We start from the raw sequence: 13,439 nt of genomic DNA on the forward strand, positions 1-13,439 counted from the left end.
GGGGCGCGGGACCGTCGAGCCATGAACAAGCACCACGAATCCACCGGCCCGGCCGACAGTCAGCAGATCACCCTGCGAGGCCCAGCCGAACTGGCCGATGCCCTCCCGTATCTGATGGGATTCCATCCCGACGACAGCGTCGTCATGGTCGCCCTGCACGGCGGCCGAGGCCGGTTCGGCGGCCGGCTCCGGCTCGGCATTCCGCGGGCGCCCGGCGAATGGGGGCCGGTCGCTGATCAGCTGGCGGAGAGTCTGATCTCGGGTAGCGAGCGCCGTGAGGGGCGGCCCGACGGGATCGTGATCTTCCTCTGCCAGGACTCGCCCGACGGCGAGAGCGGCCGCCTGACCATGGAGCGGCTGCGGCCGTTCGCGCAGAGCCTGCGCACGGCGTGCGGGGCGCTCGACGTGCCCGTGCTCGAAGCGCTCTGCATCTCGGACGGCCGCTACTGGTCGTACTGCTGCCCCGATGGCCGGTGCTGCCCGGACCAGGGAAATCCCCTGGCCATGCCGGGTACGACGGTGATGGCCGCGGCCGCCGCCTACGCGGGGATCCAGGTACGGGGGACGCTGCGCGACATGGAGGCGCGGCTCGCTCCCTGGCAGACACCGGACGCGGCGTCCGAGCAGCAGCAGGCGCTGGACCGGGCCCTGCCGTCGCTGGTGCCCCGGATCCTCGACGAGCGGGCGAAGGCCGAGGTGGCGAAGGAGACCCTGTCACTCGCCCGCACACTCATCGGCCGTCTCGGGCGGACGCGGCCCGCTCCGGAAGCCGTCTCCGACTTCGGGGACGACCAGCTGATCAGCGACGACGAAGCCGCCGCTGTCATTCTCGGACTCCAGGACCGGGAGACCCGTGACAAGGCCGCGGCCTGGATGGAGGGCCCCGACGGCCTGTCCGCCCTCAGGCTCTGGCGAACGCTCGCCCGCCGCTGCGTCGGACCGTACGGCGAACACGCGGCCGCCCCGCTCACCCTGGCCGGCTGGGTCTCCTGGTCCACCGGCGACGAGCCCGGCGCGCGGGTCGCTCTGGCCATGGCGCTCCGCGCCGACCCGGAGTACACCTTCGCGCAGTTACTGCACCGGGCCTGCAACGAGGGGCTGGATCCGGAGATGCTGCGCCGCTGTCTGCGAGGTGACGACGGTGGCGACGGAGGGCCGGAGGAGGCGACCACGGACACCGAGGAGGGCGGGCCGTCGGCGGAGGCCGGGGCGATCAGAGGGCCCGGCCTCCATGTCCGCAGGGTCAGGCCGTCGGCGAACCGGGAGCGCAGGCGCGGCAGTGTAAGGGGGCGCCGGGCCACGGACGCGGCAGGAGCGACGCCGACGCCGACAACAGGGCGACCTGCCGCCACCCGGTCCGGCCCTGCCCGGACCGCAGCCGCCCGGCCGGGGACGCCGACGGCCGGGCGCCGGATGCGGGACGTCCGGCGGTACGGCCGACGGGGCACCGGGACGCGCCGCTGAGAGCGACGGGCCCGGCCGTACGGCGGGAAGCAGGTTTCTCCCGGAGGAGGGTCCGGGCCGTTCGGGGGTGCACGCCCGTGGATGGCACTGCCCGGGGCGGAGCTGCTCCACGCGTACGGCCGGATCCGGCCGTACCGGGGATTTCCCTGATCACCGGAGCACCGAAGGGAGTGTTTATCGTCAGGCAGACGACTATGATCGCGGCATGCCGCCCTACGACCCGTCGACCTTCCCGCCCTTCGCCGTCACCGTGGACCTGGTCGTGCTCACGGTGCGCCGCCACGCGCTCTGCGCGCTGGTGGTCCGCCGCGGGGAGACCCCCTTCCAGGGCCGGTGGGCGCTGCCCGGCGGCTTCGTCAGGACCGACGAGGACCTCGGATCCGCGGCGGCGCGCGAGCTGGCCGAGGAGACGGGGCTGTGCGCCCACGATCCGGCGAAGCCCGCCGTGGGCAACGGGGCGCACCTCGAACAGCTGGCCACCTACGGGGACCCGGCGCGGGATCCCCGGATGCGGGTCGTCAGCGTCGCCCACCTCGCCCTCGCGCCGGATCTGCCCGCACCCCGCGCGGGCGGCGACGCCAACAGTGCGCGCTGGGCTCCCGTCGAGGACCTCCTGCGCCCCGGCACCGGGCGGGAGGGCGAGCCGGCGACGCCGCTCGCGTTCGACCACGCGCGGATCCTCGCCGACGGAGTGGAGCGCGCTCGCTCCAAGATCGAGTACTCCTCGCTGGCCACCGCGTTCTGCCCGCCGGAGTTCACGGTCGGGGAGCTGCGCCGGGTGTACGAGGCGGTGTGGGGTGTCGTCCTCGACCCCCGTAACTTCCACCGCAAGGTCACCGGCACCCCCGGATTCCTGGTGCCCTCCGGCGGAACCACCACGCGACAGGGCGGCAGGCCCGCGCAGTTGTTCCGGGCCGGCGCCGCCACGGTGCTCAATCCGCCGATGCTGCGGCCGGAAGTCTGAGGCCCCTGCCGGAAGTCCGGGGCGGCCCCGAACCCTGAGGAGCGGAACACCCGCGGGCACACTGCTGCACCAAAAGTCTGAAATGTAGCGTTATGTTGCTGCGGTACCCCTCTGCCGCCGAGCGGTCTCACCTTCCGTGAGAGAACGCGAGAGAAGCGATGCTCCAGGCCATCGGACTCACCAGCACCCCCCGTCGCGACGCTCCGCCCGCCGTGGACGACCTCACCTTCGAGGCCCCGCCCGGCCGCGTCACCGCCCTGCTGGGCGCCCCCGGCTCGGGCAAGACCGCGGCCCTGCGTCTGATGCTCGAACTCGATTCCGGGCGGGGCGTCGCCTACTTCCGCGGCAGGCCGCTGCACCGCATCGCCCACCCGGCGCGCGAAGTGGGCGTGCTGCTCGGCGACGTACCGGGGCACCCCTCCCGCACGGCCCGGGGCCAGCTCCGGATGCTCTGCGCGGCCGCCGGGGCGCCTGCGGCCCGAGCCGACGAGATGCTCGAAGTCGTGGGCCTCGCCGGGCTCGGGGACCAGCGCCTCGGCACGCTCTCGGTGGGGATGGACCGTCGGCTCGGCCTCGCCTCCGCCCTGCTCGGGGACCCGCACACCCTCGTCCTGGACGAACCCGCCGAGGGGCTCTCCCCGCGCGAGAACAGCTGGTTGTACGGGCTGCTGCGCGCCCACGCGGCGCAGGGCGGCACGGTCCTGTACGCCACCGCCGACCCCAAGGAGGCCGCCCGCACAGCCGATCACGTCGTCACCGTCGACGGCGGCCGCCTCCTCGCGGACCAGGATGTCGCCGACTTCGCCCGCACCCGGCTCCGCCCCCGGGTCGCCGTCCGGACCCCGCACGCGGCCCGGCTCGCCGCGGTCGTCAGCAGAGAGGCGCGGGCCGCGCAGCGATCGGTCGAGGTGGTCCCCGAAGCCGGCGGCCTGCTGACGGTGTACGGCTCCACCTGCGCCGAGGTCGGGGACACCGCGTTCCGGCACGGCGTCCCCGTGCACCAACTCGCCGACGAGATCGGCGACACCGGCCCCGCCGCCCCACCGGAGGACGAGGGCGGGGTGCGGCAGCCCTCCGCCGTCGCCCTCTCCGAACTGCCGCCGCCGATCCGGGCCCGACCCGCGCGGGGGCCGCTGCGCCCGCTGCGGTACGAGCTGCGGCGCTCCCTCGGCGTCCGGACGACGACCCTGATCATGGCCTCCGTCCTGCTGGTCTCCGCCGCGCTCTCCGTCCTGCTGGCCCGCACCGGCGGCACGCCCCTGCCCCGCGCGCTCGCCGCCTGGCCCGAGCTGCTGCCGCTGCCTCCCGCTGCCCTGGGCGCGGGCATCCTGGGCGCCCTGTCCTTCGGGGACGAGTTCCGCTACCCGGCGCTCGCCGCAGGGCGCGGGACCGTGCCCCGGCGGATCGGCCTGCTGGTGGCCAAGCTGACGGTGACCGCGGGGTTCGCGCTCCTGCTGGCCCTCCTCGCTGTGGTCTGCGGCGCACAGGGCCTCCGGCTCTTCTACGGGCCCGAGTTGATCACCGTCCCGGACAATGCCGTCGTGCTGGGCGCGAGTTGGGCGTGCCTGACGGTGGGCTGCGCCTGGGCGGGGCTGCTGGCGGCGGGGGTCTTCCGGGTGGCCGGGGCCGGGATCGCCGCCGTACTGGCCGTCCCGGTGCTGGTGGTTCCGCTGGTGCAGAAGGTGTTCGCCGCCCCGTCCGCGCGTTCGGTCACCGGGCTTCCCGGCCGACTGCGTGAACTGGCTTGGTGGCAGCTGCCGCAGGAGGCGGACCGCTGGGTCCTGGCCGTCGCGCGGGTGGTGGCGCAGCCCGTGGGCGCCGCGCTCGCCCTGTCGTTGTCGGCCCTGATCTGCGCGTATCTGTTCACCAGCCTTCGCGGAAAGGTGCGTTGGTGATCGCTGCGGACCGGCGCCGGGAAGAGGAGCCCGTAACTCCCTAGGAAATGCCTGCTTCATGCATATATAGCGTCAATTGCGGCGTGGGCGCCGATCACCCTTTCGTGTGCTTTTCACCAAAGACCTCAAGGGGCGGGCGAGCCGCGCCGACAAAGGATGCGTGAGTACCCTTGCGCACACCATGATGACCGCCGCCCGCTCCGCCGATTCCGGCCTGGCCGGCTCGGGCGAACTCGATCGCTATCCGTATTCGGAGGCGCTGGCCGGCGATCGCGCCGCGGCCCGGCCCTGGGGCGGTTCCGATTCGGAGTTGGGGCGGGCGAGCCGACGGGGAGCGGCCAGCCGCGGGCGCGGCCTCCACGGCCAACTCGTCCAGCAGCTGGGCCAGATGATCGTCTCCGGCGACCTCGGCGCGGACCGCCCTCTCGTTCCCGAGGAGATCGGCCAGCGCTTCGAGGTCTCCCGCACCGTCGTACGCGAGTCCCTGCGCGTCCTCGAAGCCAAGGGACTCGTCAGCGCGCGTCCTAATGTGGGTACGCGGGTCCGCCCGGTCAGCGACTGGAACCTGCTGGATCCCGACATCATCGAATGGCGCGCCTTCGGTCCGCAGCGTGACGACCAGCGCCGTGAGCTGGCCGAGCTGCGCTGGACCATCGAGCCGCTCGCCGCCCGTCTCGCCGCCGGTCACGGCCGGGAAGATCTTCAGCAGCGCCTCGGCGACATGGTGGAGATCATGGGGCACGCGATGGGGCAGGGGGACGCGATCACCTTCTCCCGCGCCGACGCGGAGTTCCACGCCCTGCTCATCCAGGCCGCGGGCAACCGGATGCTCGAACACCTTTCCGGCATCGTCTCGGCCGCCCTGCATGTCTCCGGCGGACCGGTCACCGGCTGTGACCGCCCGGGCGAGGCCTCGCTCGGCCACCACGCGCGGATCGTCGACGCCCTGGCTTCCGGCGACTCCGCGGCCGCCGAGTCGGCCATGCGCCAACTGCTCGTCGTCCACCCCGACGTGGAGCGTGTGGTTCCCGCGCCGCGCGAGCACTGACCGGTCCACCGCCGGGGTGCGCAGGCCCTGTGCCGCCGGACCGCACGGGTCCGGCGGCACAATTGTGAGGGGATGCCTGCCCTGGCACGGTTCGTCGCGAATGGGGTGTGACTCGGGCCACGCGGATTGGGCGTAACACTCCTCGAAGCAGCGCGATGACTTAAGAGGTGACCGCCGCGGAAGGAATACAGCAGCCCTTGGGCGCGCTGTTCAGTTCTGAGGCCAAACCCGCGCCGTCGACGACATCCCCAGTCGACGGTCGTCGGTTCCCGCCCTCTCCAGGGCAGGGCCGGAAGCCGTTTCCATCGTTCCGAGAGGTTGTTCGTGTCGGCCAGCACATCCCGTACGCTCCCGCCGGAGATCGCCGAGTCCGAGTCTGTGATGGCGCTCATCGAGCGGGGAAAGGCTGATGGGCAGATCGCCGGCGATGACGTGCGTCGGGCCTTCGAGGCTGACCAGATTCCGCCAACCCAGTGGAAGAATGTTCTGCGCAGCCTCAACCAGATCCTCGAGGAAGAGGGTGTGACGCTGATGGTCAGTGCCGCGGAGTCGCCGAAGCGCGCCCGCAAGAGCGTCGCAGCGAAGAGCCCGGTCAAGCGCACCGCCACCAAGACTGTCGCGGCGAAGACCACCGTGACGAGGACCGTCGCGGCCACCGCCGCCCCGGCGGCCGAGAGCGCGGACGCGGTGGCGGGCGACGCCGTCGCGGCCGCCCCCGCGAAGAAGGCGGCAGCCAAGAAGACGGCTGCCAAGAAGACCGCCGTGAAGAAGACGGCGGCCAAGAAGACAGCGGCGAAGAAGTCCGGCAAGCAGGACGACGAGCTGCTCGACGGTGACGAGGCCGTCGAAGAGGTCAAGGCCGGCAAGGGCGAGGAAGAGGAGGGCGAGGGCGAGAACAAGGGCTTCGTCCTCTCCGACGACGACGAGGACGACGCGCCTGCCCAGCAGGTCGCCGTCGCCGGCGCCACCGCCGACCCGGTCAAGGACTACCTCAAGCAGATCGGCAAGGTTCCCCTCCTCAACGCCGAGCAGGAGGTCGAGCTCGCCAAGCGCATCGAGGCGGGTCTCTTCGCCGAGGACAAGCTGGCCAACGCCGACAAGCTCGCACCGAAGCTCAAGCGCGAGCTGGAGATCATCGCCGAGGACGGCCGGCGGGCCAAGAACCACCTCCTGGAGGCCAACCTCCGCCTGGTGGTCTCCCTGGCCAAGCGCTACACCGGCCGCGGCATGCTCTTCCTGGACCTGATCCAGGAGGGCAACCTCGGTCTGATCCGCGCGGTCGAGAAGTTCGACTACACCAAGGGCTACAAGTTCTCCACGTACGCCACCTGGTGGATCCGTCAGGCGATCACCCGCGCCATGGCCGACCAGGCCCGCACCATCCGTATCCCGGTGCACATGGTCGAGGTCATCAACAAGCTCGCGCGCGTGCAGCGCCAGATGCTCCAGGACCTGGGCCGTGAGCCCACCCCGGAGGAGCTGGCCAAGGAGCTCGACATGACCCCTGAGAAGGTCATCGAGGTCCAGAAGTACGGTCGTGAGCCGATCTCCCTCCACACCCCGCTCGGTGAGGACGGCGACAGCGAGTTCGGTGACCTGATCGAGGACTCCGAGGCGGTCGTCCCGGCGGACGCGGTCAGCTTCACGCTCCTCCAGGAGCAGCTGCACTCGGTGCTGGACACGCTCTCCGAGCGTGAGGCCGGCGTGGTCTCGATGCGCTTCGGTCTCACCGACGGCCAGCCGAAGACGCTGGACGAGATCGGCAAGGTCTACGGCGTGACGCGTGAGCGCATCCGTCAGATCGAGTCGAAGACGATGTCGAAGCTCCGTCACCCGTCGCGTTCGCAGGTCCTGCGCGACTACCTCGACTAGAGCGGGAGTTTCACCGGCCGAGGGCCCGGATCCCCCAGGGAACCGGGCCCTCCGGCGTGTCCGCGGGTGCGGAGGGGGAGGGGCTGGATCACGCTGGGTGGAACATTGCCACCTCAGTGTCAGGAGCCTTCATGCCCCGTCCCGTCGTCCGTGCCCTGACCGGGGTCCTCGCCCTGACCGCCGCGGCCGCCGTGCTGCCGCTCGCCTCGCCGCTCCCGGCGGCCGCGGACAGCATCGTCGTCGGCGGGCAGCCCGCCCCGGTGGCGGACAGCCCCTGGGCGGTGGCCCTGTCGAGCCGTGACCGGTTCGGGGGAGCGCGCTCGGGCCAGTTCTGCGGCGGTGTCGCCGTGGCCCCCACGAAGATCCTGACGGTCGCCCACTGTCTGGGTGAAGAGGCGCTCGGCGGCCCCGTGAGCCGGGTGCGGGATCTGCGCGTCATCGCCGGGAGGGACCGGCTGAGTGACACGACGGGCCAGGAGATCCCCGTCCGGGGGGTCTGGGTCAATCCGGCCTACGACCCCGCCACCAACGCCGGTGACCTCGCGGTGCTGACCCTGTCCCGGGCCCTGCCGGAGAGCAGCGTGATCCCGATGGCCCGGGCCGGGGACGAGGCGTACCGGGCCGGGACGGCCGCGGACGTCTACGGGTGGGGGGACACGACCGGAAGCGGTACGTACGCCCCCGTGCTGCGCTCCGCCCGGGTCCAGGTCCTGCCGGACAGCGAGTGCGCCCGTGCCTACCCGGGCGGCCGGGAGGGCACGTACGACGCCTCAGGGATGCTCTGTGCGGGCGATCCGGCGGGCGGGCGGGACGCGTGCCAGGGCGACAGCGGCGGGCCGCTGGTGGCCCGTGGGCGGCTCATCGGCCTGGTGTCCTGGGGGAGCGGCTGCGGGCGCGTCGGCAGCCCCGGGGTGTACACCCGGGTCTCCGCCGCCGTGAAGTGGGCCGAGGGCCGCGTCTGAGCGGGGTCCGGCCCTCCCGCGGCAACGAGAACGGGCGGCGCCCCCGGTGGGGGTGCCGCCCGTCGGCCGGTCCTGGACCGGCCCCTGGCTCGTCGTGGATGCGAGGTGTCAGTGTTGTTCCTCGTCGGCAGCAGTCGCCTGCACGGCGTTGAGCCGATCCGTCTCATCCTGTATTTCCGCGGCGATCTTCTTGAGTTCCGGCTCGAACTTGCGCCCGTGGTGGGCGCAGAAGAGCAGTTCACCGCCGCTGATCAGGACGACGCGCAGATAGGCCTGGGCGCCGCAACGGTCACAGCGGTCTGCTGCGGTCAGCGGGCTCGCGGGGGTCAGAACAGTAGTCACGTCGCCTCTTCTCTAGCTCGACGAGCTGTCGTACCAGGGTCAACATCCAACCAGGCCGAAAACGTTCCCGCTCGTGGCTTTTCTTCGAAACTTCTTCTCGGGATGGCTGTCAGTTGCCGGTTGGCGGCGAATGTGCCGTATGCGGAGCGCTACGGTTTCGCATTGCTTGTCTTGGGGGTGGGTCCCGCCGGCCGGCTTGCCGGTTTGTTCATGAGGACGTGCCCGGAGCCTAAATGGTTCATGCCTCGAAGGGAACGTGATGTGCACGTCACTCCGACGAATGATCGAACATCCATGCGAGCCCGGATGAAGCTCGACTAGCATGAGGATTCCCCGAGGGTGGCGTTACAACCGCTCTACCAGGCCTCTGTAGGCTCTCAGCGGCAACCGAAGCCGACCGTGATACCCACATGGGGCCCAGATGAAATTCAGCGAGGAGCGAACCGCGTGACCGCCGATACGTCCGTGCCGTCCACCGCGATGCTGACCGCAGCAGGCGGCGACCGGGACAGCTCCAACTACACCGCGCGGCACCTTCTCGTCCTCGAAGGGCTCGAGGCGGTCCGCAAGCGCCCCGGGATGTACATCGGGTCGACCGACAGCCGCGGCCTCATGCACTGCCTCTGGGAGATCATCGACAACTCCGTCGACGAGGCCCTCGGAGGCCACTGCGACCTCATCGAGGTCATCCTCCACGACGACTCCTCCGTCGAGGTCCGGGACAACGGCCGCGGCATCCCCGTGGACGTGGAGCCCAAGACCGGGCTCTCCGGCATCGAGGTCGTCATGACCAAGCTGCACGCCGGAGGCAAGTTCGGCGGCGGCTCCTACGCGGCCTCCGGCGGCCTCCACGGCGTCGGCGCCTCAGTGGTCAACGCCCTCTCCGCCCGTCTGGACGTCGAGGTCGACCGCAACAGCGCGACCCACTCCATCAGCTTCCGGCGCGGGGTCCCGGGCATGTTCACCGAGCAGGGCCCCGACAGCCCCTTCGACCCGGCCAACGGCCTGCGCAAGGGGAAGCGGGTCCCCAAGGCCCGTACCGGTACCAGGGTCAGGTACTGGGCGGACCGGCAGATCTTCCTCAAGGACGCCAAGCTCAACCTGGAGACGCTCTACCAGCGCGCCCGCCAGACGGCCTTCCTCGTCCCCGGGCTCACGATCGTCGTCCGTGACGAGCGGGGCGTCGACGGCGAGGGCAAGACCGAGGAGACGTTCCGCTTCGACGGCGGCATCAGCGAGTTCTGCGAGTACCTGGCGCAGGACAAGGCGGTCTGCGACGTCCAGCGGCTGACCGGCACGGGTACGTTCAAGGAGACCGTCCCGGTCCTCGACGACCGGGGCCACATGACCGCGACCGAGGTCACCCGGGAGCTCGGCGTCGACATCGCGCTGCGCTGGGGCACCGGCTACGACACCACCGTCAGGTCGTTCGTCAACATCATCGCCACCCCCAAGGGCGGCACCCACGTCAGCGGGTTCGAGCGCTCCCTCACCAAGACGGTGAACGAAGCGCTCCGCTCCGCGAAGATGCTGCGGGTCGCCGAGGACGACGTGGTCAAGGACGACGCCCTCGAAGGGCTCACCGCCGTCGTCACCGTACGGCTGGCGGAGCCGCAGTTCGAGGGGCAGACCAAGGAGGTGCTCGGCACCTCGGCGGCCAACCGGATCGTCGCGGCCGTGGTCGCCAAGGAGCTCAAGGCGTTCCTGACCTCCACCAAGCGGGATGCCAAGGCGCAGGCCCGGTCGGTGCTGGAGAAGGCCGTCGCGGCTGCCCGTACGCGGATCGCGGCCCGCCAGCACAAGGACGCCCAGCGCCGCAAGACCGCGCTGGAGTCCTCCTCGCTGCCCGCCAAGCTCGCCGACTGCCGCAGCGACGACGTCGAGCGCAGCGAGCTCTTCATCGTCGAGGGCGACTCGGCGCTCGGCACCGCCAAGCTGGCCCGGAACAGTGAGTTCCAGGCGCTGCTGCCGATCCGCGGCAAGATCCTCAACGTCCAGAAGTCGTCCGTCTCGGACATGCTGAAGAACGCCGAGTGCGGCGCCATCATCCAGGTCATAGGAGCCGGGTCCGGCCGGACCTTCGACATCGACGCCGCCCGCTACGGCAAGGTCATCATGATGACCGACGCCGATGTGGACGGCTCCCACATCCGCACCCTGCTGCTGACCCTCTTCCAGCGCTACATGCGCCCGATGGTCGAGGCCGGACGGGTCTTCGCCGCGGTGCCTCCGCTGCACCGGATCGAGCTGGTCCAGCCCAAGAAGGGCCAGGACAAGTACGTGTACACGTACTCGGACAACGAGCTGCGCCAGACCCTGCTGGAGTTCCAGCGCAAGAACGTCCGGATCAAGGAGTCCATCCAGCGCTACAAGGGCCTGGGCGAGATGGACGCCGACCAGCTGGCCGAGACCACGATGGACCCGCGCCACCGCACGCTGCGCCGGATCAACATCGGGGACCTGGAATCCTCCGAGCAGGTCTTCGACCTCCTGATGGGCAACGAGGTCGCGCCCCGCAAGGAGTTCATCACCAGCTCGGCGGCGACCCTGGACCGCTCGCGCATCGACGCGTAGGGATCCCGTACCGAACCCATCCGAGGCCCCTGCCCTCCGGTCCGCCGGAGGGCAGGGGCCTCGTACGTTCAGGGCTCGCGGCGCAGCCGTCCGGCACTTCTGTCACCTGAACAGGTGAATTCGGGCGAATGACGCGTCCGGGATCTTCCCCCACCGCCCATGGTGGGCCACGCGGCCGAAAAGGTCCGTGGACAAGGGAGTTGCTCGGTGGAGAAGGAAGCAGGGGCGACGGCCGCGGGAGTGCGGCTCGACGACCCGTGGTACGAGGCATCGGCTGCCGGCTGGGGCGAGGCGGACGGCGAGGGAGACGCGGCGAGCGACGGCACACCCGGCCCCGGGGAGCCGCGGCCGGCCCCCAGCGCGGCCGAGATCTACCTGGAGGTGCACCGCAGCGCGGCCTTCCGCGAGGTGCGCCGCCGCTACCGCCGCTTCGTGGCGCCCGCCGCCCTGGCCTTCCTCCTCTGGTACCTCGCCTATGTCGTCGCGGCCACCACGGCGCCCGGACTGATGGCCCGCCCGGTTGCCGGAGCGGTCAACGTGGCGATGGTGGCGGGTCTCGGCCAGTTCCTCACCACCTTCCTCCTCACCTGGGCGTACGCACGCCACGCACGGCTGCGCAGGGACCGGGCCGCGCTCGATCTGCGGTGGGACACCCAGGAGATGACGCGTGGACTGGGACCGGACCTGGCGAACGGGCCGGGCCCGCGGACGACGAGAGGGCCGGGACGTTGAGAGGCGACCACCAGACACTCGCCCTGCTGCTGTTCTGCGCGTTCATCGCGGTGACGCTCTTCATCACCACCTGGGTCAGCCGCAACCGGCAGGGCTCCGCCGAGGAGTTCTACGCCGGGGGACGCCTGTTCTCGCCCATGGAGAACGGATTCGCCATCGCCGGCGACTACATGTCGGCCGCCTCCTTCCTCGGCATCTCCGGGCTGATCGCCCTGTTCGGCTACGACGGCATGCTCTACTCGGTCGGCTTCCTGGTCGCCTGGCTGGTCGTCCTGCTGCTCGTCGCCGAACTCGTCCGCAACTGCGGCCGGTTCACCCTCGCCGACGTGGTCGCCGCACGGATGGCCGAGCGCCCGGTGCGCACCGCGCTCGGCACCTCGTCCGTCACCGTCTCCGTGCTCTACCTGGTGGCCCAGATGGTCGGCGCGGGCTCTCTGGTGGCCCTGCTGCTCGGCGGTACGAGCGACGCGGCCCGGTCCTGGACCGTGGTCGGCGTCGGCGCGCTGATGGTCGTCTACGTGTCGTTCGGCGGGATGCGCGCCACCACCTGGATCCAGATCGTCAAGGCCGTGCTGCTGATGGGCGGAGCCGTCGCGCTCACCGTGCTCGTCCTGGTCCACTTCCGCGGCGACGTCAACAGCCTGCTGACCACTGCGGCCGAACGCAGCGGCCACGGCAAGGACTTCCTCGCCCCCGGCCTGCGCTACGGCGGCGACTGGACCGCGCGCTTCGACTTCATCAGCCTGGGCATCGCCCTCGTCCTCGGCACGGCGGGGCTGCCGCACATCCTGTCCCGCTTCTACACCGTGCCCACCGCCCGCGCCGCACGCCGGTCCGTCGTCTGGTCCATCGGCCTCATCGGCAGCTTCTACCTGATGACGATCGTGCTGGGCTTCGGCGCCGCGGCCCTGGTCGGCTCCGCCGAGGTCCGCTCTTCGAACGCCGCAGGCAACACCGCAGTACCGCTGCTGGCCCTGGTGCTGGGCGGCGGTGAGGGTTCCACCGGCGGAACGGTTCTCTTCGCCGTCGTCGCCGCCATCGCCTTCGCCACCATCCTGGCCGTCGTCGCGGGCATCACGCTGGCCTCCTCGGCCTCCGTCGCCCACGACCTCTACGCCTCGCTCCGCCGCCCGGGCCGCAAGCAGTACGGCGAAGTGGCCGTCGCCCGGGTCGCCGCCGGGATCGGTGCGGTCGCCATCGCGCTCGGCCTGCTCGCCCAGAACCTCAACGTGGCCTTCCTCGTCGGCCTCGCCTTCGCCGTGGCCGCGTCGGCGAACCTCCCGGCCCTGCTCTACTCGCTGTTCTGGCGGAACTTCACCACCCGGGGCGCGGTCTGGGCCGTGTACGGCGGCCTCGTCCCCGCCGTCGTCCTGGTCCTGGTCTCACCCGTCGTGTCGGGCAGCCCCGCGTCCCTCTTCCCCGGCGTCGACTTCCAGCTCTTCCCGCTGGAGAACCCGGGTCTCGTCTCGATCCCGCTCGGCTTCCTGGCGGGCTGGCTCGGTACGGTCACCTCGCGCGAGAAGCCGGACGAGGCCAAGCACGCGGAGAGCGAGGTCCGGGCGCTCACGGGGGCGGGGGCCGCCTGA

The 13,439-nt window shown here is 71.3% G+C and carries 10 protein-coding genes; 9 read left to right on the plus strand and 1 reads right to left on the minus strand.

Features of this window, described 5'->3' with window-relative positions:
- The first annotated feature begins 21 nt into the window (after positions 1–21).
- From IE264_RS32035 to IE264_RS32060, 6 genes are all read left to right on the plus strand, one after another.
- Positions 22–1,464, plus strand: a complete 1,443-nt coding sequence (locus IE264_RS32035) for a DUF4192 domain-containing protein (RefSeq protein ID WP_032757114.1) — start codon at positions 22–24, stop codon at positions 1,462–1,464.
- Positions 1,465–1,669: 205 nt separating this feature from the next.
- Positions 1,670–2,428, plus strand: a complete 759-nt coding sequence (locus tag IE264_RS32040; protein ID WP_015611920.1) for an NUDIX hydrolase — start codon at positions 1,670–1,672, stop codon at positions 2,426–2,428.
- 158 nt (positions 2,429–2,586) lie between these two features.
- Complete coding sequence (locus IE264_RS32045) at positions 2,587–4,323, plus strand: ATP-binding cassette domain-containing protein (protein WP_032757115.1); 1,737 nt, start codon at positions 2,587–2,589, stop codon at positions 4,321–4,323.
- A gap of 160 nt (positions 4,324–4,483) precedes the next feature.
- Entirely contained in the window at positions 4,484–5,371 is an 888-nt protein-coding gene (locus tag IE264_RS32050; RefSeq protein WP_180288853.1) for a FadR/GntR family transcriptional regulator, read from the plus strand.
- Positions 5,372–5,695: 324 nt separating this feature from the next.
- Positions 5,696–7,243, plus strand: coding sequence for an RNA polymerase sigma factor (locus IE264_RS32055; RefSeq protein WP_031125811.1), 1,548 nt, complete (start codon positions 5,696–5,698; stop codon positions 7,241–7,243).
- A 131-nt stretch (positions 7,244–7,374) separates the two neighbouring features.
- Entirely contained in the window at positions 7,375–8,205 is an 831-nt protein-coding gene (locus tag IE264_RS32060; RefSeq protein WP_032757117.1) for a S1 family peptidase, read from the plus strand.
- 108 nt (positions 8,206–8,313) lie between these two features.
- On the opposite strand, the gene IE264_RS32065 is transcribed toward IE264_RS32060, so the two are convergent.
- Positions 8,314–8,547 (minus strand): DUF7455 domain-containing protein, encoded by a 234-nt coding sequence (locus IE264_RS32065; protein WP_015611925.1) that lies wholly within the window; start codon positions 8,545–8,547, stop codon positions 8,314–8,316.
- 447 nt (positions 8,548–8,994) lie between these two features.
- On the opposite strand from IE264_RS32065, the gene IE264_RS32070 reads away from it, so the two are divergent.
- From IE264_RS32070 to IE264_RS32080, 3 genes are all read left to right on the plus strand, one after another.
- Entirely contained in the window at positions 8,995–11,121 is a 2,127-nt protein-coding gene (locus tag IE264_RS32070; protein WP_015611926.1) for a DNA gyrase/topoisomerase IV subunit B, read from the plus strand.
- Between the two features lie 240 nt (positions 11,122–11,361).
- Positions 11,362–11,853 (plus strand): DUF485 domain-containing protein, encoded by a 492-nt coding sequence (locus IE264_RS32075; RefSeq protein ID WP_032757119.1) that lies wholly within the window; start codon positions 11,362–11,364, stop codon positions 11,851–11,853.
- Positions 11,850–13,439 carry a monocarboxylic acid transporter gene (locus IE264_RS32080; protein WP_032757120.1) on the plus strand — a complete coding sequence of 530 codons (1,590 nt, stop codon included), beginning with the start codon at positions 11,850–11,852 and terminating at the stop codon, positions 13,437–13,439. The genes IE264_RS32075 and IE264_RS32080 overlap by 4 nt, the downstream gene beginning before the upstream one ends.

The sequence above is a fragment of the Streptomyces microflavus genome, from assembly GCF_014650075.1.
In the GTDB taxonomy this organism is placed as follows: Bacteria; Actinomycetota; Actinomycetes; order Streptomycetales; family Streptomycetaceae; genus Streptomyces; species Streptomyces microflavus.

Excerpts from the sequence above, each read along its gene's own strand:
- IE264_RS32035 (WP_032757114.1), top strand. The coding sequence starts at position 22 with ATGAACAAGCACCACGAATCCACCGGCCCGGCCGACAGTCAGCAGATC.
- IE264_RS32040 (WP_015611920.1), top strand. The coding sequence starts at position 1,670 with ATGCCGCCCTACGACCCGTCGACCTTCCCGCCCTTCGCCGTCACCGTG.
- IE264_RS32045 (WP_032757115.1), top strand. The coding sequence starts at position 2,587 with ATGCTCCAGGCCATCGGACTCACCAGCACCCCCCGTCGCGACGCTCCG.
- IE264_RS32060 (WP_032757117.1), top strand. The coding sequence starts at position 7,375 with ATGCCCCGTCCCGTCGTCCGTGCCCTGACCGGGGTCCTCGCCCTGACC.